The 21305-nt window shown below is 72.8% G+C and carries 23 protein-coding genes; 9 read left to right on the top strand and 14 right to left on the bottom strand.

Going from position 1 to position 21305, the window contains the following annotated elements:
• Window positions 1-12 precede the first annotated feature (12 nt).
• Genes AB0H52_RS28025 through AB0H52_RS28015 form a run of 3 tightly spaced genes read right to left on the bottom strand, consistent with a single transcriptional unit; the run spans window position 13 to window position 3893 of the window.
• Window positions 13-1608, bottom strand: coding sequence for a prenyltransferase/squalene oxidase repeat-containing protein (locus AB0H52_RS28025; protein ID WP_151489838.1), 1596 nt, complete (start codon window positions 1606-1608; stop codon window positions 13-15).
• Window positions 1605-2507 (bottom strand): terpene synthase, encoded by a 903-nt coding sequence (locus tag AB0H52_RS28020; protein ID WP_357951217.1) that lies wholly within the window; start codon window positions 2505-2507, stop codon window positions 1605-1607. The genes AB0H52_RS28025 and AB0H52_RS28020 overlap by 4 nt, the downstream gene beginning before the upstream one ends.
• 3 nt (window positions 2508-2510) lie before the next feature.
• Entirely contained in the window at window positions 2511-3893 is a 1383-nt protein-coding gene (locus AB0H52_RS28015) for a cytochrome P450 (protein ID WP_357951214.1), read from the bottom strand.
• Between the two features lie 367 nt (window positions 3894-4260).
• Between AB0H52_RS28015 and AB0H52_RS28010 the strand changes: the two genes are divergently transcribed.
• Window positions 4261-4509 (top strand): DUF2630 family protein, encoded by a 249-nt coding sequence (locus tag AB0H52_RS28010; protein WP_091403743.1) that lies wholly within the window; start codon window positions 4261-4263, stop codon window positions 4507-4509.
• A 44-nt stretch (window positions 4510-4553) separates the two neighbouring features.
• Here AB0H52_RS28010 and AB0H52_RS28005 read toward each other — a convergent pair whose 3' ends face one another.
• The 3 genes from AB0H52_RS28005 to AB0H52_RS27995 form a co-directional block, all read right to left on the bottom strand.
• Window positions 4554-5486: an RIO1 family regulatory kinase/ATPase gene (locus AB0H52_RS28005; RefSeq protein ID WP_151489835.1), complete on the bottom strand. Its 933-nt coding sequence runs from the start codon at window positions 5484-5486 to the stop codon at window positions 4554-4556.
• Between the two features lie 169 nt (window positions 5487-5655).
• Window positions 5656-6300 (bottom strand): HAD family hydrolase, encoded by a 645-nt coding sequence (locus tag AB0H52_RS28000; protein WP_151489834.1) that lies wholly within the window; start codon window positions 6298-6300, stop codon window positions 5656-5658.
• A gap of 65 nt (window positions 6301-6365) precedes the next feature.
• Window positions 6366-7226, bottom strand: coding sequence for a carbon-nitrogen hydrolase family protein (locus AB0H52_RS27995; protein ID WP_151489833.1), 861 nt, complete (start codon window positions 7224-7226; stop codon window positions 6366-6368).
• 77 nt (window positions 7227-7303) lie between these two features.
• Here AB0H52_RS27995 and AB0H52_RS27990 point away from each other — a divergent pair, with 77 nt between their 5' ends.
• From AB0H52_RS27990 to mug, 6 genes are all read left to right on the top strand, one after another.
• Entirely contained in the window at window positions 7304-7876 is a 573-nt protein-coding gene (locus tag AB0H52_RS27990; RefSeq protein WP_151489832.1) for a TetR/AcrR family transcriptional regulator, read from the top strand.
• A gap of 87 nt (window positions 7877-7963) precedes the next feature.
• A complete protein-coding gene (locus AB0H52_RS27985) occupies window positions 7964-8884 on the top strand; it encodes a TIGR04222 domain-containing membrane protein (protein ID WP_357951209.1) in 921 nt (306 codons plus the stop codon).
• On the top strand, window positions 8881-9699 hold the full coding sequence (locus tag AB0H52_RS27980; protein WP_151489830.1) for a DUF692 domain-containing protein: 819 nt from the start codon (window positions 8881-8883) through the stop codon (window positions 9697-9699). Before AB0H52_RS27985 ends, AB0H52_RS27980 begins: the two co-directional genes overlap by 4 nt.
• A complete protein-coding gene (locus AB0H52_RS27975; RefSeq protein WP_357951206.1) occupies window positions 9696-10229 on the top strand; it encodes a hypothetical protein in 534 nt (177 codons plus the stop codon). The genes AB0H52_RS27980 and AB0H52_RS27975 overlap by 4 nt, the downstream gene beginning before the upstream one ends.
• A complete protein-coding gene (locus AB0H52_RS27970) occupies window positions 10214-10975 on the top strand; it encodes an SDR family oxidoreductase (RefSeq protein ID WP_151489828.1) in 762 nt (253 codons plus the stop codon). The genes AB0H52_RS27975 and AB0H52_RS27970 overlap by 16 nt, the downstream gene beginning before the upstream one ends.
• A gap of 62 nt (window positions 10976-11037) precedes the next feature.
• Window positions 11038-11643, top strand: coding sequence for a G/U mismatch-specific DNA glycosylase (gene mug, locus AB0H52_RS27965; protein ID WP_357951226.1), 606 nt, complete (start codon window positions 11038-11040; stop codon window positions 11641-11643).
• Window positions 11644-12031: 388 nt separating this feature from the next.
• Here the strand turns inward: mug and AB0H52_RS27960 are convergent, their stop codons facing one another.
• From AB0H52_RS27960 to AB0H52_RS27950, 3 genes are all read right to left on the bottom strand, one after another.
• Window positions 12032-14008, bottom strand: a complete 1977-nt coding sequence (locus AB0H52_RS27960) for an ABC transporter ATP-binding protein (protein WP_151489846.1) — start codon at window positions 14006-14008, stop codon at window positions 12032-12034.
• Window positions 14009-14124: 116 nt separating this feature from the next.
• A complete protein-coding gene (locus tag AB0H52_RS27955) occupies window positions 14125-14892 on the bottom strand; it encodes an enoyl-CoA hydratase/isomerase family protein (protein ID WP_357951203.1) in 768 nt (255 codons plus the stop codon).
• Between the two features lie 46 nt (window positions 14893-14938).
• Window positions 14939-15166 (bottom strand): helix-turn-helix domain-containing protein, encoded by a 228-nt coding sequence (locus tag AB0H52_RS27950; RefSeq protein WP_007462679.1) that lies wholly within the window; start codon window positions 15164-15166, stop codon window positions 14939-14941.
• Window positions 15167-15383: 217 nt separating this feature from the next.
• Between AB0H52_RS27950 and AB0H52_RS27945 the strand changes: the two genes are divergently transcribed.
• Complete coding sequence (locus AB0H52_RS27945) at window positions 15384-15983, top strand: cadmium resistance transporter (protein WP_357951200.1); 600 nt, start codon at window positions 15384-15386, stop codon at window positions 15981-15983.
• Window positions 15984-16024: 41 nt separating this feature from the next.
• On the opposite strand, the gene AB0H52_RS27940 is transcribed toward AB0H52_RS27945, so the two are convergent.
• On the bottom strand, window positions 16025-17629 hold the full coding sequence (locus AB0H52_RS27940) for an ABC-F family ATP-binding cassette domain-containing protein (protein ID WP_151489825.1): 1605 nt from the start codon (window positions 17627-17629) through the stop codon (window positions 16025-16027).
• A 264-nt stretch (window positions 17630-17893) separates the two neighbouring features.
• Here AB0H52_RS27940 and AB0H52_RS27935 point away from each other — a divergent pair, with 264 nt between their 5' ends.
• Entirely contained in the window at window positions 17894-18814 is a 921-nt protein-coding gene (locus AB0H52_RS27935) for a neutral zinc metallopeptidase (protein ID WP_151489824.1), read from the top strand.
• Between the two features lie 120 nt (window positions 18815-18934).
• Here AB0H52_RS27935 and AB0H52_RS27930 read toward each other — a convergent pair whose 3' ends face one another.
• From AB0H52_RS27930 to AB0H52_RS27915, 4 genes are all read right to left on the bottom strand, one after another.
• A complete protein-coding gene (locus AB0H52_RS27930) occupies window positions 18935-19165 on the bottom strand; it encodes a hypothetical protein (RefSeq protein ID WP_225854463.1) in 231 nt (76 codons plus the stop codon).
• A 168-nt stretch (window positions 19166-19333) separates the two neighbouring features.
• Window positions 19334-19633: a muconolactone Delta-isomerase family protein gene (locus tag AB0H52_RS27925; protein ID WP_151489823.1), complete on the bottom strand. Its 300-nt coding sequence runs from the start codon at window positions 19631-19633 to the stop codon at window positions 19334-19336.
• A gap of 86 nt (window positions 19634-19719) precedes the next feature.
• Window positions 19720-20382, bottom strand: coding sequence for an acVLRF1 family peptidyl-tRNA hydrolase (locus tag AB0H52_RS27920; protein ID WP_151489822.1), 663 nt, complete (start codon window positions 20380-20382; stop codon window positions 19720-19722).
• Between the two features lie 51 nt (window positions 20383-20433).
• Window positions 20434-21066 carry a LysE family transporter gene (locus tag AB0H52_RS27915; protein ID WP_151489821.1) on the bottom strand — a complete coding sequence of 211 codons (633 nt, stop codon included), beginning with the start codon at window positions 21064-21066 and terminating at the stop codon, window positions 20434-20436.
• Between the last annotated feature and the right edge of the window lie 239 nt (window positions 21067-21305).

Raw genomic sequence — 21305 nt, 5'->3', positions numbered from 1 at the left:
AAGCGATGCAGTTCAGCGGCTTGCTGGGATATGGGTGGAACCGTTCAGCTGCACCGCAGCCGCCGCCCGCGCAGCCACCACTGCCGCCCGGACGATCAGTGCCGGATGGTAGAGGTCCTTGTCATGCCACAGTGGATCGTCGACACCCTCATTCTGCATTGTGGACAAACGGTGAGCAGCGGCGACCCTCGCGTCCCGGATCGTGGATGACGGGCGCGCTGTCAGCAACACGAGTAGGCCGTAGGCGGTCTCCTCCGCCGTGCCATGCCATCGTCCCCACGAACCGTCGGCCCGCTGGTTCTCGAGGGTCCACGAGACGGCCCGCCGCAGCGCCGCGTCGGCCGACGGACCGCCGTACTCCCGCAGTGCGAGCACCACGCAGTAGGTGGCGTAGTAGGGCGAGGCGTGCCAACGGTCCGTCCATCGACCGTCGGCATGTTGGCGGTCGATCAGCCAGCCGGTGAGCCGGCGCAGCACCGGTGCTGCAGCCGGGTCGTTGCCGCCGAGGCATCGCCCGAACGCCTCCAACACGTGCGCGTTCGTGGTCACCGACGAGCCGTCCTCGCCCTGCCAGGTGCCGAAGTGCTCCCCGGTGTCGAACCGGCTCAGGCACGTCGGATCGGTGGGGTGACCCAGGAGCGCCAGCGTGTAGAGCGTCACCGCCGTCGTGTCGGCGTCGGTGGGCAGCCCCGGCCCGGTGGCAGCGCCGTCCGGCCCGAGTGCGTCGCGCAGCCCGGCAACCAGTTCCGCCGGCACCGTCGGGAGCACACCAGCCCGTGCCAGGGTGCTCAGCACCCACGACCGTTCGAACACGGCCATCGGTGTGGTACACGGAACCGCTCCGCTGTGCTCGCCGAGCGCCCGGGTCAGGTAGTCCAGCGCGGCGGATTGAGTACCGCCGGGGTTACCGAGCCACGCGGCGGTGGCGGCCGGCGAGGCTCCGACCGGGCCGGCGGCGGTGGCGGCGACACCGGTCGCACGCCGGGCGGCCGGCCCGAGGATCTCCAGCGCGTGAAGCAGCTTGGGCGGAATCGGCCGACCGGATCCGGCCAGCAGGCGTACGCGGTCGAGCCGCTGCCGATCCATGGCCGCGGGCATCGGCGGCGGGCCGACGCCTCGCCAGTGCGCCAACCACGTCGGCGGGTCAGCGAGCTGGTCGGCGATCCGGTCGACCAGTGCCGGGACGATCAGGTCCGCAGCCGGCAGGTCCGGCACAGGGTAGGTCGAGGGGCCGGCCACCCGGTCGAACAACAGGCGCAGCGCGCGGTCGACCGCGTCGTGCACCGCCGCCGGGGACCAGCCCACCGGCTCGTCGTGCAGCGACGCCGCGAGCAGCCCCTCCACGGCACTCAGGGTGGGCACCAGGGCGTACCCGTCCGGCCCGCCCCAACCTCCGTCCGGGCGCTGCACGGCGAGCAGGTACTGGATCCGGTCGGCGTGTCGGGGTAGCCAGGGCGCCCGGGAGACCAGACGGGCAGTCTCGTACGGCGAAGCGGATGTACGGCCGGACGGGTGCAGGATCAGCTCGGCAACCAGCTCGTCGACGGCGCGCGCCGACCCGGGATCCTTCGCCGCGCCGGCGTCCCGGGCCAGCGCCTCGGTGCTCACGACACACCCCAGAAGTCGGTGCTCCGGTAGAAGCCGGTGGTGTAGCCGAGCTGTCGAGTCAGGTAGGCCGCCTCCCTCGGGCAGTCGGCCCGCAGTTCGTCGAGCAGGTCGGTCACATCCGTGACCAGGCGTTTCAGCACCTGCTCCACCACCGCCCGGTCGTCCACCAACATGATCGCGTTCAGGTCGCCCCAGCGGAGGTCCCGCTCATGGGTACTCAGGTCATTGACCAGTCGAAGAGCGCGTTGCACAGCGTCACTGGCGATGACCAACCGGTCGAGCCGAGCTTGCGTGTCGGCCCCGCCGGTCCGGATCCAGTGCACGACGTTCACGACGGTACAGGCCAGGTTGTCCGCGTTGTTCAGGTAATCGGCGAGGGTGGGCGGCGGCTGAAGACCATCCCGCATCGCCGTCTTCCACTGCCACTCCTGCCGCATCGCGTGAAGGGTCCGTCGGGCCGCCGCCCGCCACGCCCCGCCCAGTGTGGCGAAGGCTGGCACGGCAACCAGGTCGGCGTGGAGACCGGCGAGGAAGCGACCCAGTGGATCATCCGTCGCCGCGGACGCACCGTCCGTGACGGAAAGCTGCCTCTGCACCAGCCGGTCGAGCTCGACGGCGGAGGTGGCCAGCCGGTCCACCTGCCAGTCCAGCGCGAACCCCCAGAGCACCGCCCGGTTGGTCAGACGCAGCTCGACTGCCTCACACCACGGCGCGCTGAACGCAATAGCCAACGCGATGCTGCTGGTCAGAGCGCCGTCGAAGGGCCCCTCGGCGAAGAGGTCCGGATGGGCGGTCAGGCAACGTTGCAGGTCACGTTGGCCATGGGCGGCCAGGGCACAGACGCGGCCGTGCTCGGCGGCCTGCTGTAGTTCGTCTCCGACCCTTGGTAGTGGTGCCATCCGCTAGGCCAGGGCCGGTTGCCGATGTGGGGTGAGCAGCAGCGGCACCCGTTCCCGTGGTCGAAGCGACGCGGCGAGCCGCGGCGATGGCATCCCGGGCGTGCAGAGCCGGTACCGGAAGCGGCTGAGCAGCGTCGCCACGATCAGTGGCGCCTCGACCTGGAAGAAATACTGGCCGATGCACTGGTGGGCGCCGCCACCGAAGGGGTAGTAGGCGTACCGGTGGGCGCGCCGGGGGGCGTCGGGCGCGAAGCGCTCCGGGTCGAAGACCGCCGGCCGATCCCAGAAGCGGGCCAACCGCTGGGTCACGTACGGACTTAGGACGATGGTGCCACCGGCCTTGACCCGGGTGCCGCCGATGACGTCGTCGGCGATCGCGGTCCGCGGCACCAACCAGCCGGACGGGTAGGCGCGGACGAGTTCGTCCAGCACCATCCGGGTGTAGCGCAGCTCGCCGAGTTGTTCGCGGTTGATCACGTCGCCGGGGCCGACCACACGATCGATCTCCGCGTAGAGCCGCTCGGCGACGTCGGGCAGTTGCTCCAGCAGTGGGAAGAGCCAGGTGAGCACCGTGTAGGTGGTCTCCGTGGCGGTGACGAAGATCGACACCAGATCGTCGCGTACCCGCTGCTCGTCGAGCTTGTGGCCGTGCTCGTCACGGCCCCGGCCCAGCGAAGCGACGATGTCGTCGCCTCCGTCGTCGTGGGCTCGCTCGGCGCGGACCAACGGCAGCAGAATGTCGTCGATGTTCTGGACCGCCCGCCGCAGTGCGCGGTCACCGGGCATCGGCACGGCGTCCGGCAGGAACGGGGTGAGCAGCCGGAAGCGCAGTGCGGTCGCCACGGTGTCCTGTTCCGCGACGATCCGCACACCGTCGGTGACGGGGATCTTGTTGCCGAAGAAGACCCCGATGACGGCCTGGCAGATGATCCGGGAGATCTCGCTGGCAGCGTCGACCGGTTCGCCGGTTCGCGCCGGGACGTTCAGCTCGTCGACCGCAACGCTGATCGCCCGGCTCAGGCCGTCCACCACAGCGTCGATCCGCTTCGCGGTGAAGTGCGGCTGGAGCCGTCGGCGACTTGCCTCCCACTGCGGGCCCTCGGCGAGGATGCCGTCGCCGCCGAGCTTCTTGACCGACTTCCACATCATGCTGTCGCCGGCCCGGGTGTAGTTGGCGGCGTTGTCGCGGAGCACGTGCTGGACGTGTGCGGGCTCGACGACCAGGTACGGCCGGATGGTGCCCAGGTTCAGTCGGACGACCTGCCCGGGCGACGCGTCGGCCAGCCCGACCAACGTGCCCAGTGGATCACGGAGTAGCGCGGGCAGCACGCGTCGCAGGCCGGCCACATATGGATCGCGGCGTGTCGGGATGCTCGGCTCAGTCACTGTTCACCTGCACGGTCCTCTCCGGTGGCATCGCACTGCGGGTTACGCTCTGTGCTGCCTCGGCGATGGCGCATGACCATCAGGCAGAGCATCGCATTCACGAATCGCCTTCACCAGCACCATGATCGGGAAGGTTTCTCGCGTTGACTGAGCGATCTGCGCCCTTGATCCGACCGGCTCGGCCGATCCGGAAAATTCCGCAGGTGGCACCGCATGGTGAGCACCGGGTGAGCTGATCCGCAATGAGCATGAAAAACAGCACATTGACGCGTCGGTGTTGGTGTGTCTGGGGCTACCGACGGTCGCGCAGCGCCCGCAGAGGCACGAATCCAGGCGCTTGCGGAGACGCTGTGCCAGGCTCAGGAGCATGGACGACAAGACCATCCTGAACCGGATCTCCGAACTGGTCGACGAGGAACACAAGCTGCGGGCCGATGCCCAGGCGCACGAGTCGGGCACCGAGGGCGAGGCCAGCGAGCGACTGCGCGCCCTGGAGGAGTCCCTCGACCAGTGCTGGGATCTGCTGCGCCGCCGACGGGCCGCCCGGGAGACCCACGGCGACCCGGACGCCCAGGGCGAACGCCCCAAGCCCGAGGTGGAGCGCTACCTGCAATAGCCGGTGGAGCGGGTCGGGCGGAGTGCCCGCCCGACCCGCTCCGATCAGCGGATGCCCGCCTCGCGCAGCAGCTCAGCGGTCAACGCGGCCGGATCGACCTGCTCCGGCGGCAGACCACGAGCCACGAACCAGGTGCCGACCACGCGTACGTCGCGGGCCAGGAACTCCGGCCCCTGCGGGTTCGCCACCACGTCGACCACCTGCGGCAGGTCGATCACGACGAGCCGGCCGGAGTGCACGAGCAGGTTGTACGGCGACAGGTCGCCGTGTGCGTAACCGGCCCGAGCCAGGACCCGCAGCGCCTCCACCAGCTGCGCCCACAGGTCACGCAGCTCGGCCGGGTCGGGCCGTAGCTGGGCCAGCCGGGGCGCGGCCTGCCCCGACTCGGCGTCGCCGACGAACTCCAGCATCAGCTCGGTGCCGCGCAGCTGCACCGGGTACGGCACGGCGATCCGGTCGTGCCCGGCGCCGATCTCCCAGAGCCGGGCCAGGGCGGCGAACTCGGCCGCGGCCCACTGCCCGGCGATCATCTGCCGACCGAAGGCCGTCCGGCCGGCCATCGCCCGGTTCTCCCGGGACCGGCGTACCCGACGGCCCTCCAGGTAGCCGGCGTCGCGGTGGAACAGCCGGTGCTCGGAGTCGCGGTACCGCTTGACCGCCAGGAGGCAGGACCGGTCGGTGTCCGGCACCGCACGGCGGACCAGGTGGACGTCCGCCTCCTTGCCGGTCTTCAGCACACCCAGTTCGGTGTCCTTGGCGGCCAGTTCGGTGACCAGCCAGTCCGGGTACGGCTGCGGCCCGTGCACCGCCTCGTCCCAGGACGACCAGTGCTCGCCGGTGTCCGGGTCAGGCTCGGTGTCCGGGTCGGCGAGCGGCTCGGCCGGCCGCCCGCGCTTCAGAAACTGCGGTTCGTCGTCGTCGAAGCGGCTCTTGCCGCGGCTCCGGCGCTCCAGCGCCGGAAGGTCATGATCGCGCACTGTGGTGAGGTTCCCTTGGTCGAGGCTGAGATAGGCAGCTGGAAGCGACCTGCGAAGACGGCCATGACCGACCCCCTCTCCTCGACCGGGCACACGCCCGGGATGCACCATGCGCCGACCATGCTCGCCGCGTCCCGGCGGCCGATCAACCGAATTACCGCGACGCGCGTCAGCCGGCCAGCACGGTGGCGACCGCGGCGATCAGCCCGTCCACCGTGCGACTGGGCGCGAACCGCACATCCGACCAGGTACGCCCGCGGTGCAGCCACACGCTGGGCAGTCCGACCGCGGCGGCGCCGCCGATGTCCGCCTCCGGACTGTCGCCGACCACCCAGGCGCCGCGCAGTGGCATCCGGACCCGCTGCGCGGCGAGCGCGAAGATCCGCGGGTTGGGTTTGCTGACCCCGGCCTCCTCGGAGATCACCCAGTCCGCGACGTAGCGGTCCAGTCCGGTACGGCGGATCTTGGCGTCCTCGACGCGTACCGTGCCGTTGCAGACCACCACCGGCACCCAGCCCGCGTCGTCGGCGATCCGCAGCGCGCAGGCGGTCAGCGGATCGAGCCGGGTCTGCTCCACCACCCCGTCGTGCAGCTCCTCCACCAGGTCGATCGAGGGGATGCGCAGCTCGTAGCGGTCCCGGATCGCGTCGGCCAGGTCCCAGCGGTCGGTCAGGCCGTCCGCGTCGACCGAGAGCAGCCAGTCGATGTCCGTGGGGGGCGCGCCGATGCCGTCCAGAAAGCGCTCACCCCAGCGGCGGAACGGCCCGGCCCGATCCAGCAGGGTGTTGTCCAGGTCCAGCAGGAGCAGTGGCACTCGGGCACCCTACGGGACCGATGTGTCCGCCAACAGGTCCAGCCGGTATCGACCTGACTATGGGCTCAACCGGACATTGACCCCCGGGGATCGCCCTGGTGCGGCAACCGATCGGCGAGCATCGAATGAGCCGCCCGGGTGGCCACGAGTTCGGCCGGGTCCAGGGCCGCCACCAGCACCGCCGTGCCCTCGTCGGCGCCTCGGGCGAGCACCCGTCCCTGCGGGTCGTAGATCGCCGCGCCGCCGTTGAACCGCCACGGGTCGACTCCCCCGACCGCGTTGGCGAAGACCACGAACATGGTGTTGTCCAGCGCCCGCGCGGCGTAGTACAGGTCCCGGCGGTGCTCCGAGCCGGCCAGGTATCCGCTGGGACACAGGTAGGCGTGCGCGCCGTCGAGGGCGGCGGCCCGGGCGTGTTCCGGAAAGCAGCCGTCGTAGCAGATGCCCAACCCGAGCCGCCAGTCGTCGACGAGCAGCGTGGCGCCCCGTGCACCGGCGTCGAACAGGTCCCGTTCGCCGCCCCAGAGTTGCTGCTTGTCGTACCCGACGCGGATCGCGCCGGCCCGGTCGACCACCAGCGCGGCGATGGTCCGCCGGCCGTCCGGGTGGCGGGCGGCGGCACCGACGAGCACCGTGACGTCGGCCTCGCGCGCCGCGACGCGCAGCGGGTCGAGCCGGGGGTCGGCGACCGCTCCGATCGGATCGGCCGCGACATCGGTGCCGGCCGGGTCGGCGGCGAGGGTCGGCGGGTGGTACGCGCAGAGGTACAACTCGGGCAGGACGGCGACCCGGGCGCCCTGCCCACCGGCGCGACGGACCAGCTCGGCGGCGGCGAGCGCGTTGCCGGCGACGTCACCGGGGGTCGGCGTGGCCTGGACGGTGGCGACGGTCAGCGGGGCGGACGGCGCGGGGTGGGGCGGGGTCACCGGAGGATGATAAACGGCTCGTTACCAAGCCGTACGTACGGTTTGCACGGCCCGGGGTGACCTGCGACGATCGACGCGTGCCCAGAGTAAGCCAGGATCAGCTCGACGCGCGCCGGCAGGAGATCCTCGCCGCCGCGCGGGCGTGTTTCGCCCGGCACGGCTACGAGGGGGCGACCGTACGCCGCCTCGAGGAGGCCACCGGGCTCTCCCGTGGCGCCATCTTCCACCACTTCCGGGACAAGGACTCGCTCTTCCTGGCCGTCGCCGAGGACGACGCCGCCGTCATGGTCGAGACGGTGGCCCGTAACGGGCTGGTGCAGGTCATGCGCGACCTGCTGGCCCGGGCGGTCTCCCCGGACACCACCGGCTGGCTCGGCAGCCAACTGGAGGTGTCCCGCCGGCTGCGCACCGACCCGGCGTTCGCCCGCCGCTGGGCGGAACGGTCCGCCGCGATCGCCGAGGCGACCCGGGACCGGCTGGCCCGACAGCGCGACGCCGGCGTGCTGCGCGAGGACGTACCCATCGACGTGCTCGCCCAGTTCCTGGAGCTGGCCTACGACGGGCTGGTGCTGCACCTGGCCATGGGCCGGCCCGCCGGCGACCTGGGCCCGGTGCTGGACCTGGTCGAGGAGGCGGTCCGCCGCCGCTGATCGGCACCGCCGGGCACCGGCGCGGGGACCGTGGCGGCGCTGCTCCACAATGGGGCCCGCCGATCCCTCCGGTGACAGGAGCAGCCGATGACCGACCTCGCCGCGTCGGGCGACACCTGGGGCATCCCCGGCCCGACCTTCCTCCGGTTCTACCTCGTGGCCGCCGCCCTGGTGGTGGCGCTCGCGGTGTTCCACCGGGTCCGCCTGCTCGCCGGACCGGCGGCCACCCCGGCCGACCCGCTCGGTCCACAGCAGGTCGCGTACCTCAACGGCGGACCCGCCCTCGCCACGCACGCCGCGCTCGGCGGGCTGCGCGGCAGCGGCGCGATCGGCGTACGACCGGACCGTCGGCTGACCACCGTCGGTGCCGCGCCCACCGGTCTCACTCCACTGGACCAGGCCATCCACTGGGCTGCCCACAATCACCTCCGGGCCCGGGACCTGCCGCAGGACCATCGGGTGCGCACCGCCCTCGACCAGCTGCGCACCGGCCTGGAGCAGCGCGGACTGCTGGCGAGTGAGGCACAGCGGTCCGCCGCTCGGCGCTGGGCCCGGGTCATCGCCGGCCTGCTGGTGCTGGGTGTGGTGCGGCTGGTCGCCGGCCTGGAGAACGGGCGGGCGATCGGCTATCTGGCACTCACCCTGATCGCGGTGCTGGTGGCGGTCGTGGTGCTCTGGCGCGTACCGCAGACCACCCGCGCCGGTCGCGCGGCGTTGCGCGACACCCGCCGGCAGCATGCCCACCTGGCGCCGGCCTCCGCCCCGGCGTACGCCACCTACGGGGCGGGCGGCGCGGCGATGGGCGTGGCCCTGTACGGCACCGCGTCGCTCTGGGCCCTCGACCCGGGCTTCGCCGAGCAGGCCGAGATCCAGCGCCAGGCCGCATCCGGCAGCGGCTGGGCCGCAGGCTCCGACGGATCGTCCGGCGGTGGGGACAGCTCCGGCGGCGGCAGCTCGTGCGGCGGGGGTGGCGGGTGCGGCGGAGGCGGAGGCGGGTGCGGCGGATGACCGACCCGTACGGCGTCGGGATCGGCTGGCGCCCGGAGATCGCCGGGTTCGTGGCCGAACTGCCCGGGCTGCGTTTCGTCGAGGTGGTGGCGGAGTCGGTACCCGCGACCGGGCCGCTCCCGCCGGGTCTGGCGCAGCTGCGCGACCGGGCGGTGACCGTCGTACCCCACGGGGTGCGTCTCTCGCTCGGCGGCGCCGAGCCGGTCGACCCGGCCCGGGTCGCCCACCTGGCGGCGGTGGCGCAGCGCGTCGACGCCCCGCTGGTCAGCGAACACATCGCCTTCGTCCGGGCCGGCGGCGTGGAGGCCGGGCACCTGCTGCCGCTGCCCCGCAGCCGGGAGGCGGTCGACGCGGTCTGCGCCAACGTGGCCCGGGTGCAGGCCGAGCTGTCCGTGCCAATCGCGCTGGAACCGATCGCCGCACTCGTCGACTGGCCCGACGACGAGCTGAACGAGGCGGACTTCCTCACCGAGATCCTGGACCGGACCGGTGCGCTGCTGCTGCTCGACGTCGCCAACGTGTACGCCAACGCCCGCAACCGGGGCGCCGACCCGCTCGCGCTGCTCGACCGCCTGCCGCTGGACCGGATCGGGTACGCGCACGTCGCCGGCGGGTCGGAGCACGGCGGCTACTACCACGACACGCACACCGACCCGGTGCCGACGCCGGTGCTGGAGCTGGTCGGCGAACTCTGCGCACGACGGCGGCCGCCTGCGCTGCTGCTGGAACGCGACGGCGGCTATCCACCGGCCGCCGACCTGCGCGCCGAGTTGGACGCCCTGGCCACCGCCGCCGGCTTCCCGGCCGTGACATGAGCGGCACCACGCCTCGCGCGGGGCTCGCCGAACGGCAGGCTGAGCTGGTCGCGGCGCTCGTCGCCGGGGGCGCACCGCCGGCCGGGTTCGCGCCGGGGCCGTTGGCCGCCACCCGCACGGCGCTGCTGCGCAAGCGGGCCGGCGAGGTGGCCCGGCACTGGCCGCTGCTCGCCGCCGGCCTCGGCCCCGAGTGGCCGGCGACGTTCGCCCGCTGGGCGTCCGACCGGCCCCCGGCCGGTTCGCTGCGCGACGGGTGGGACCTGGCCCGGGAGCTGCGCGAGCAGGGCCTCCTACCCCCGGCGGGTGCGGAGGAACTGGCCGCCCGGGAGGCGGGCCTGCGCTACGACGGGCACACACCGCCACGTCCGCGCCGGCTGCCGGCGGTTGCCCGCGCCGGCGGCGCCGTCGCGGTGCAGATCGCCGGTCGGGTACGCCTGCTGCGCCCCGCCCGACGTCCACCCGCGCCGCCCGTCGACGTTGGCGGGCGCGTGCCGGATGCGGCAGGATCGGCGTCATGGATCTCGGACTGACCGACCGCGTGTACGTGCTCACCGGTGCCTCTCGCGGCCTGGGTTACGCGACGGCGGAGTGCCTGGTCGCCGACGGCGCGCGGGTGGTGCTCTCGGCTCGCGACGCCGACGCGGTGGCCACCGCCGCCGAGCGCCTGGGTGGCCCGGATCGGGCGGTCGGCGTCACCGCGGACCTGGCCGACCCGCAGACCCCGGAGCGGCTCGTCGCGGCGGCCCGGGAGCACTTCGGTCGGATCGACGGCGCGCTGATCTCGGTCGGCGGCCCCCCGGCCGGCAACGCCGCGTCGATCAGCGACGAGCAGTGGCGGATCTCCTTCGAGACCGTCTTCCTGGGCACCGTCCGCGCCGTGCGGACGATCGCCGGCGCGCTGCCCGACGGCGGCGCGATCGGGCTGGTGCTCTCCACGTCCGCCCGGGGGCCGGTGCCCGGCCTCGGCATCTCCAACGGCCTGCGGCCCGGGCTGGTCGGCGTCGCCAAGGACGTCGCCGACGACTACGGCCCGCGCGGCGTGCGGGTGGTCGGCCTGCTGCCCGGCCGGATCATGACCGACCGCAACCGCGAACTGTTCGCCGCGACCGGTGACCCGGAGCGGGCCCGCGCCGAGGCCGAGGCCAGCATTCCGCTGCGGCGCATCGCCGACCCGGCCGAGTTCGGCCGGGTGGCCGCGTTCGTGCTCTCCCCCGCCGCCAGCTACCTGACCGGTCTCACCGTGCCGGTCGACGGCGGCGCGCTGCGCGGCCTGTGACCCCCGGCGCGGCCCGCCGAGCCTCGGACGTGCCGCCCGACCCGGCCCGCCGAGCCTCGGACGTGCCGCCCGACCCGGCCCGCCGTGTCGGTTCTGCCGCCACGCACCCCCGGCCGACCAAGGCGGAGCTGGCCGCCGCCGCGGACCGGACCATCCCCGACGTGCTCGCGCCGGGGCTGGCGGTGCTCTTCGTGGGCATCAACCCCGGCCTCTGGTCGGCCGCCACCGGGTGGCACTTCGCCCGACCCGGCAACCGGTTCTGGCCGGCGCTGCACGGGGGCGGGTTCACCCCGCGGCAGCTGCACCCGAGCGAACAGGGCGAGCTGCCCGCCCTCGGGCTCGGCATCACCAACATGGCCGCCCGGGCCAGCGCCCGCGCCGACGAGCTGAGCACCGAGGAACTCCTCGACGGTGCCACGATCCTGACCGGCACGGTGGCCCGGTACCGTCCACGCTGGGTGGCGGTGGTCGGAGTGACCGCGTACCGGATCGGTTTTCAACGGCCCAAGGCCACCTTCGGGCCGCAACCGGAGTCGCTGGCCGGCGCCCGGCTGTGGGTGCTGCCGAATCCGAGTGGCCTGAACGCGCACTTCACCCCGGTCACCCTGGGTCTGGCGTTCGCCGAGCTGCGGGGCGCCACGGGTCTGCCGGACCGCCGCCCGACCTGACGCCGTCGCCACCACGCTCGGGTCGGCCAGGCCGGGTCGGCTCGGCTCGGCCGGGTCGGCTCGGCTCGGCTCGGCCGGGTCGGCTCGGCTCGGCTCGGCCGGGTCGGCTCGCGGGCCGGGGTCTGCTTCAGGCCGAGGGCCGGTATGCCTCGCGGATCCTCTGGAGTTGATGCCGCCAACGAATCTCATCGCCCCCGCGGTGGCCTGATTCGTTTGCGACATCAACTCCAAAGCGTGCGCGCACCCCACAGGCGGTCGACGCGCCGCCCCAGCAAATCCCGCAACAGCCGGAAAGATCGCCGACACCCGAGCCGACCCCTGCGCCGACGACACGGCCACCGTGGCCGTCGCTTGAGCCGCCGCGACCAGGCCGGACTCTCCCGGGAGGTCAGTTGGCGGCGGCGGGGGGCATCGCCTCGTCCGCGACGTACGTGCCCAGCGGCATGACCACCGGCTCGGGACCGGTCGCGTCCACGAACGGCCTCGGCGAGTCGGCGACCGCGAACTGGGTGCGGTACAGCTCGGCGTAGAGCCCGCCGACCGCGACCAGCTCGTCGTGCCGGCCCCGCTCGACGATCCGCCCGCCGTCGAGGACGAGAATCTGGTCGGCGTCGCGGACGGTGGAGAGCCGGTGCGCGATGACCAGGGCGGTACGTCCGGCCAGCGCCACCGACAGTGCCCGCTGCACCGCGGCCTCGCTCTCCGAATCCAGGTGTGCGGTCGCCTCGTCGAGGATCACGATCGACGGGGCCTTGAGCAGCAGTCGCGCGATGGCGATGCGCTGCTTCTCGCCGCCGGAGAAGCGGTAGCCGCGCTCCCCCACCGTCGTGTCCAGCCCGTCCGGCAGCGACCGGACCAGGTCGGCCACCTGGGCGCCGGCCAGCGCGGCCCAGATCTCGTCGTCGGTGGCGTCGGGCTTGGCGTAACGCAGGTTCTCGGCGATCGTCTCGTGGAACAGGTGCGAATCCTGGGTGACGACGCCGATCTCGTCGCGCAGGGAGGCGAGCGTCGCGTCGCGCACGTCCACCCCGCCGACCAGCACCTGCCCGTCGGTGACGTCGTAGATGCGGGAGATGAGCATGGACAGCGTCGACTTGCCGGCGCCGGACGGACCGACCAGGGCGACCATCTGCCCCGGCTCGACGCTGAACGAGACACCCTTGAGGACCGGCTCGTTGACCGTCCGGTCGAGGGTGGCGACCTCCTCCAGTGAGGCGAGGGAGATCTCGGCGGCGCTCGGATAGCGGAACCGCACGTCGCGGAAGTCGACCCGGCCGGTGCCGCGGGGCACCGGCACCGCGTCGGGCTTCTCCACGATGCCCGGCTTCAGGTCGAGCACCTCGAAGACGCGGTCGAAGGAGACCAGCGCGCTCATCACGTCGACCCGGACGTTGGACAGCGCGGTGAGCGGCCCGTACAGGCGGGTGAGCAGCAGCGCGAGGGTCACGACGGTGCCCGCGCTGACGCCGCCGGTCACCGCGAGCCAACCGCCGAGGCCGTAGGTGAGCGCCTGCGCCAGCGAGGCGACCAGGAGCATCGCCACGAAGAACGTCCGCGAGTACATGGCGGACTGGATGCCGATGTCGCGGACCCGCTCGGCCCGCCCGGCGAACCGTCGCGCCTCGATCTCGGGCTGACCGAACAGCTTCACCAGCAGCGCGCCGGCCACCCCGAACCGCTCGGTCATCGTCGCGTTCATCTTGGCGTCGAGGTTGTACGCCTCGCGGGTGATGTCGGCCAGCCGGCGGCCGACCCGCCGGGCCGGAATGATGAAAATCGGCAGCAGCACCAACGAGAGCGCGGTGATCTGCCAGGAGAGGGTGAACATCACCGCGGCGGTGAGGACCAGCTGGATAACGTTGCTGACCACGCCGGACAGGGTCGAGGTGAACGCCCGCTGCGCGCCGAGCACGTCGTTGTTGAGTCGGCTGACCAGGGCGCCGGTCTGGGTGCGGGTGAAGAACTGCAACGGCATCCGCTGCACGTGGTCGTAGACCCGGGTGCGCAGGTCGAGGATGATGCCCTCGCCGATGCGGGCCGAATACCACCGTTGGGCCAGCGACAGCAGCGCGTCGGCGACCGCCAGCGCGGCGATGAACAGGGCCAGCCGCACCACCAGCCGGCCGGCCTCGGTGCCACCCCGGTTGATCGCGTTGATCACGTCGCCGGCGAGCACCGGAGTGGCCACGCCGATGATGGCGGCCAGCACCACGGTGGCCAGGAAGACGATGATGTCGCGCCGGTACGGCTGGGCGAAGGCCACGATGCGCCGGGCCACCCCGCGCTTGAGCCGATGGGTGGAAACCTCGTCGCGGTTGCGCATCGACCGGAGCATGCTCCACCCCGCCATGCCACCGCCGGACATCGGGTTGGACACCGTTCACCTCCGGGTCATCGTCGGGCGGACCGCACCGTCAGGTCAATTCTCCCGACGACTCTGACAACCTCGGCCGTAACCCGGATCTTCCCGCGCGGTCCTTACTATTCTCCCTGGCCGGCGAGGTCACGCAGCCGGCGGGTCTGCGCCTCCCGCTCGGCCCGCTGCTGGTCGGCGTGCGACCGCCCGGCCGCACCGGCGAGCAGAGCCTTGATCTCCACCACGGCGTCGCGGGCGCCCGCGAGCAGGCCCGCGGTCAGGTCACGGACCGCGCCGTCCAGCTCGGCCGGGCGTACGACCAGGGTGGCCAGCCCGATCCGGTCCGCCTCGGCGGCGTCCAGCCGGCGGCCGGTCGCGCAGATCTCCAGCGCCGGGGAGTAGCCGACCAGTTCGACGAGGCGCTTCGTGCCGGCCAGGTCGGGCACCAGGCCGAGGGTCACCTCGGCCATCGACAGCTTGGCGTCGGCGGCGAGCACCCGCAGGTCACAGGCCAGCGCCAGTTGGAATCCAGCACCGATCGCGTGGCCCTGCACGGCCGCGACCGAGATGACGTCCGGGCGGTGCAGCCAGGTGAAACCCGCCTGGAACTCGGCGATCCGGTCCGCGCACTCCTGCTCGGGCAGCGTGGCCAGCTCAGCGAACGACCCTGGACCGGACGCACCGGCCACCGCGAGGTCGAGGCCGGCGGAGAACGCGCGCCCCTCGCCACGGACCACCACCACCCGCACGTCGCCGGGCAGGTCCCGCGAGAAGTCACTCATGGCGCGCCACATCGCGGGCGTCTGGGCGTTGAGCACGTCGGGCCGGCACAACGTCACCGTGGCAACCGGCCCGTCGCAGGTCAGCCGGACCCCGGTCGCCTCGGCGGTCACCGGGCGGCCCGGGGCGCGGCGCTGGTGGACGACGCTGAGCGGCGGGTCACGCCTTCTTGCGGCGCCGGGCACCGCCGCGCTGGCGCAGCTGAACCCCGGACTCGGTGAGCACTCGGTGGATGAACCCGTAGGAACGGCCGGTCGAGGCCGCCAACGCGCGGATGCTCTCCCCCGAGGTGTACCGCTTGACGAGGTCCTTGGCGAGCGTCTGACGCTCGGCTCCGACGATCCGGCGACCCTTCTCAGTGCTGGTGGCTGTGCCAGTGGCTGCCATGCTGTGTCCTCACGTCCCAGACTGTGCGGTTCGGATACGGTCACACCTATTAGACCGCCTCGAACGATCATGCGCCAGATATCAACTCTTCGCCAACCGACACGCTATGCAATGTCAGCTTCCCGATAGCGTGATGCCGGCGATCCGTCGCGTCGCACCGTCCAGGCGTACCACCCGCGGTACGGCGACACCCGCCGGCGACCCGTAACCTTCGGCCATGATCGACCTGTTGGGCACCGCAGCCGGCGCCGCGGTGGTCTTCGCCGCCACCGACATCGACGACATCGTCATCCTGACGCTGTTCTTCGTGGCGGCCCGCACCACCGGTCGACCCCGCCCCTGGCAGATCGTCGCCGGCCAGTACCTCGGTATCGGCGCGCTCGCGCTGGCCAGCGTGGTGGTCGCGGCCGGGCTGCTGGTGGTGCCGGACCCGTGGACCGGGCTGCTCGGCCTGCTGCCGATCGCGTTGGGCGTCCGCGCGTTGCGCACCTCCGACGACGACGGCCCGGCCACCGTCGTCACCGGCGCCCTCGGCGTGGCCGGGGTGACGATCGCGAACGGCGCCGACAACGTGGCCGTCTACGTACCCGTGTTCCGGGCCCTCGGCACGAGCGGCATCGCGATCTTCCTGCTGATATTCGTGCTGCTCATCGCGCTGTGGTGCGCCGCCGCCGCCTGGCTGGGCGGGCACCCCCGCGTGGTCCGCCTGGTCGAACGCGCGGGCCACTGGCTGGTGCCGGCGATCTTCATCGGCATCGGGGTGGTGATCCTGGCCAGCTCCGGCGTGCTCGGCCGGCTGGTCGACCTGCTCGGCTGAGGGCGAGGCTCGACCGCCGGCGACGGCCCGAGCCGGCCCGGTCAGGCCAGCTCGACCAGCTCGAGCAGGTCGTCGCTCCAGGCGTCCTCGTCGCCGTCGGGCAGCAGGATCGCGCGGTCCGGCTTGAGCGCGAGCACCGCGCCCGGGTCGTGCGTGACCAGCACGATCGCGCCGGGATAGTTGGCGATGGCGTCGAGCACCTGCTCGCGGCTGACCGGGTCGAGGTTGTTCGTCGGCTCGTCGAGCAGCAGCACGTTGGCGCCGGAACAGACCAGGGTGGACAGCGCCAGCCGGGTCTTCTCACCGCCGGAGAGCACCCCGGCGGGCTTGTTCACGTCGTCGCCGGAGAACAGGAACGCGCCGAGGATCTTGCGCAGGTCGGTGTCGGACTGCTCGACGGCGGCGGCGCGCATGTTCTCCAGCACCGTCCGCTCCACGTCCAACGTCTCGTGCTCCTGGGCGTAGTAGCCCAGCCGCAGGCCGTGCCCCGCGTGCACCTCTCCGGTGTCCGGGGTGAGCAGCCCGCCGAGCATCCGCAGCAGGGTCGTCTTGCCGGCGCCGTTGAGCCCGAGGATGGCCACCCGGGAGCCCCGGTCCACCGCCACGTTGACGTCGGTGAAGATTTCCAGCGAGCCGTACGACTTGGACAGGCCGGTCGCGGTGAGCGGCGTCTTGCCGCACGGGGCCGGGCTGGGGAAGCGCACCTTGGCCACCCGGTCGGCGACCCGCACCTCATCCAGGCCCGAGATCAGCTTCTCGGCACGGCGGGCCATGTTCTGCGCGGCGACGGTCTTGGTGGCCTTGGCGCGCATCTTGTCGGCCTGCGCCATCAACGCGCCGGCCTTCTTCTCCGCGTTGGCCCGCTCCCGGCGGCGACGCCGCTCGTCGGTCTCGCGGGCGTCCAGGTACGCCTTCCAGCCCAGGTTGTACACGTCGACGACGGATCGGGTGGCGTCCAGGAACCAGACCTTGTTGACCACCGACTCCAACAGCGCGCCGTCGTGGGAGATCACGATCAGGCCGCCCTTGTGGTTGGCGAGGAAGCCGCGCAGCCAGGTGATCGAGTCGGCGTCGAGGTGGTTGGTGGGCTCGTCGAGCAGCAGGATGCCGCCGCCGTTCTCGCCGGCGTCGCGGAACAGGATCCGGGCCAGCTCGATGCGTCGGCGCTGGCCGCCGGAGAGGGTGCCGATGGTCTGGGCGAGCGCGCGGTCGGGCAGGCCCAGGTTGGCGCAGATCCGGGCGGCCTCGGCCTCGGCCGCGTACCCGCCGAGGGCGGCGAACTGGTCCTCCAGCGCGCCGTAGCGGCGGACCAGCTTCTCGTCGGTGTCCTCGGCGAGGCGGGCCTCGAGCTCCTGCATCTGGGCCATCAGCACGTCCAGGCCGCGCGCGGAGAGCACCCGGTCGCGGCCGGTGACCTCCAGGTCGCCGGTGCGCGGGTCCTGCGGGAGGTAGCCGATCGCGCTGCGCTGGTCGATCTGCCCGGCGTAGGGCTGCCCCTCGCCGGCGAGCACCTTCAGCGTGGTGGTCTTGCCGGCGCCGTTGCGGCCGACCAGGCCGATCCGATCACCGGGCTGCACCCGCAGGGTGGTGTCGGACAGCAGGATCCGGGAGCCGGCACGCAACTCCAGGCCGGTGGCAGTGATCATCTCGTGGGACTCGCTCTCGGGGTCTGGAAGGCTGACTCAGGGCACGCGAAAGCGCCGGCGGGCGGTTGGAGCCCGTCGGCGCGGGGCGGTTCAGCCTTCGCAGCGCGGCACGGGGACAAGTGTACCGGGCGCTCCCGAGCGACCCGCCCGGATTACCGATCAAGATCATCGGGTACCGGAACGCCTGTCCGGACCCCGTCCGGCACTCACGCGACACAACGACACACAGACGACACTCACCGGCATACGGCGATCGGGGTCACCATGGAACTCAACGAGCGGGCGGAAATCGACACCTCGCAGGTCAACGACGTGGGCCGCGGTGGCGGATCCGGCGGTGGCATGGGCATCCCGATCCCGGGTGGCGGCGGCCGGGGCGGCATCATCGGCATCGTGGTGGCCGTGCTCATCGCGCTGCTCGGTGGCGGCTTCGGCCTCAACGCGATGACCAACGGCGACGAGGGCGGCCAGGCCGGCGGCAGCGACCTGGAGCAGGTGTGCTCCCGCGACAACCCCCAGCGCTTCGAGGACCTGCGCTGCCGCAACGCGCTCTACGTCAACAGCATCCAGGCGTACTGGCAAAAGGCGTACCCGGAGGTGGGCAAGGGCAGCTACGAGCCGACCGACACCAACTTCTTCCAGCAGGCGGTGAACACCGGCTGCGGCCAGGCCGACGCGGGTGTCGGCCCGTTCTACTGCCCGGCCGACAAGCAGGTGTACATCGACCTGAGCTTCTACGAGGAGCTGGCGTCCCGGTTCGGCGCCAAGGGCGAGTTCGCCCAGCCCTACGTGCTCGCCCACGAGTACGGCCACCACATCCAGAACCTGCTCGGCACCAACGCCAAGGCCGGCCAGGGCGACCAGAGCGGCCCCAAGTCCGCCTCCGTGCGGCTGGAGTTGCAGGCCGACTGCTACGCCGGCGCCTGGGCCAAGCACGCCACCGAGAGCAAGGACAAGACCGGCCAGGAGCCGCTGTTCAAGTCCATCACCGAAACCGACATCAGCCAGGCCGTCGAGACCGCCGAGGCGATCGGTGACGACAGCATCCAGGAGCGCTCCGGCGGGCAGGTCAACCCGGACCAGTTCACCCACGGCACGTCCGAGCAGCGCAAGCGCTGGTTCACCCAGGGCTACGACCGCGGCGACCCGAAGACCTGCGACACCTTCGGCACCGACCAGCTCTGACCCCGGCAGCGTCGATCATGGAGTTGTGGTGCCCGGTATGCGGGCATGAACGGCCTTCGTCCACCACCACAACTCCATGATCGACCCGCCGACCGACGCGCGCTGACCGACGCGCGCTGGTCAGGGGAGCTGTGACACCTGGTAGTGGCTGATCTGCCAGTCATTGTTGATCCGGCGCAGGAGCACACCCAGGTTGACCGTCAGGGTTGGCCGGTCGGTGAAGCCGAACTCCACCGCCAGGTAGCCGAGGACCACGTCGTCGGCCAGGCGCCGGGTCTCCCGGATGTCGTACGCGGCGGTCAGACCCAGCGGCTGGCCCGCGTAGTACTCGGCAACCCCGGCGCGGCCCACCGGGTACGGGTGCAGCCCCTAAAAGATCGCATCGCTGGTGAAGTACGACGCGACACGCTCCGGCTCGTGGGCGTCGACCGCCGACTTCCACCGATCGAGGACGGTCCGCAGGATCTGCGCCTCGGAACTGGACATGATGATCTCCATGCTGGTGGCGAGCCCACCGGCTCAGCGAGACGGCTGACCCGGGTCGTTCGGGTGCGGTGTCAACGGCGTCACGGTCTCGCGCCGCCAGGCACGCAGCGGCATCGACGCGAGCACCACGTCCAGCTCCTCCGCGTCGTCGGCCTGGAAGAGTCCCCACGTACGCCACTCCCCCGGCGCCAGCGGCGGACGCCACAACCGGCGGAGACTGCCCTGCGCCGTCAGCTCGGCCGAGCGCGCCGCCTCACGCCGGCGCATGTCGGCGACCTCGTCCTCCGACGTGCCCTCCGGCACCGTCGTCACCATGTCCACCAGAAACTCCACACACCCATCCTCCGGCCACCGCCGTGACGGCACGCCGGGAACCCCGCTCCGCGTGGCGGTGATCTCCCCTGCGGCAGACCCTGCCGTCACTCCGGGCGGTCGGGTGCCGGGTCGCGCAGCCGGATCCGTACCGCCCGGGCCGCGCCCACCGCCGCGACCAGCACCGCGTGCCGCGGCTCCGGCACGTCGAGCAGCCGCTCGGCCCGCAGCGGCACGAGCGGGGCCAACCGCCGGTCCGCCAGCACCGTGTCCACCGCCCGCCGGTCACCGCCGCACACCAGCGCGGCGAGCCTCGCCGCCTCCGGCAACAGCAGCCGTACGGCCAGCTCCGCCGCGTCACCGAGCGCCGCCTTGGCCTGGTTGTCTCGCCGCCGGGCGAACCGGTGCTGAGACCATCCCCCCGCGGCGGTGCGCCCCTGCACGTACCGGGTGTCCACCTTGGAGACGACCAGGTCGGCGCCCTCGGCCACACCGATGGCCACGGCGCCCTTGCGGGCCAGCAGCAGGCCGATCCGGCGGGGCGCGACAGCGGCGGCCACGAACCCGGCCACGTCGACGCCGGCCGGCGAACCCGGTGGCGCGTACAGCTCGGCGGTCGTTCCGTCGGAGGCGGTGAGCAGCAGGCCGTACTCCCGCTCGGTGGTGGTGTGCGGGCCGTGCCGGTCGGCGAAGCCCTCGACCCAGCGGCCCACGCGGGCCGGATCGACCTCGACCCACCGGCCGCCCCCGGCTGCGGGTCGACTGGTCACCGTCCGACCGTACGGCACAATGGCCCCGCCCGGACGGCCGGGCGGTGGCGCTCAGCCCGGCAGCAGCGCGACCACCGCCAGCGCGGCGATGAGCGCGCTGGACACCAGGCCGGTGACGAGCCGACCGCGCGGTCCGGTCAACGCCCGGCCGACGACCGTGCCACCGCCGGCGATGAGCAACTGCCAACTCGCCGACGCCAGGAACACACCGGCCACGAACAGCGCCACCGGGACCGCGCCCGGATCGGCCGTGCCCCGACGGCCGAGCACCAGCGCGGTGAAGTAGAGCACCGTGGTCGGGTTCAACAGGGTCAGCCCGAGCAGCGCCGCGTAGGCCCGCCCCGGCGTACCCATGCCCCGCCCGACGCGGGCCGACGGCGGCCGACCCGACCGGTGCGCCGACCAGGTCCGCCACAGGCCGTGCGCGGCGAGCCCCAGCAACACCACGGCGGCGACCACCCGCAGCGGGCCGGCGACCGGCGCGATGACCCCGGCCAGGCCGGCGCCCCCGAGCGCGGCGACCGCCGCGTAGAGCCCGTCGGCCGTCGCCACCGCGAGCGCCGCCGCGGCGCCGACCCGAAACGAGGTACGGGCACTGAGCCCCAGGATGAGAACGGCGATCGCGCCAACCGGGACGGCGACGCCGTAGCCGGCCACCAGGCCGGCGAGGAACGCCCCGCTCACGGACGTCGGTGCCGGATCGAGGCACGCCCCGGTACCAGCCGCTGTCGACGTACGGCAGTCGCCGCACGGACAGGGACCTGCATCGGGTACGCCTCAGTCACCAGCGCATCCTGCCCGCCCAAGCCCCGCCCCCGCCACCAATTTCCCACGCCCCACGCCCCCACGCCCCACGCCCCCACGCCCCACGCCCCCACGCCCCACGCCCCCACGCCCCACGCCCCCACGCCCCACGCCCCCAC

It is taken from the genome of Micromonospora sp. NPDC050695 (assembly GCF_040654415.1).
Taxonomy (GTDB): domain Bacteria; phylum Actinomycetota; class Actinomycetes; order Mycobacteriales; family Micromonosporaceae; genus Micromonospora.
This window is presented reverse-complemented; position numbering and strand designations above follow the sequence as displayed.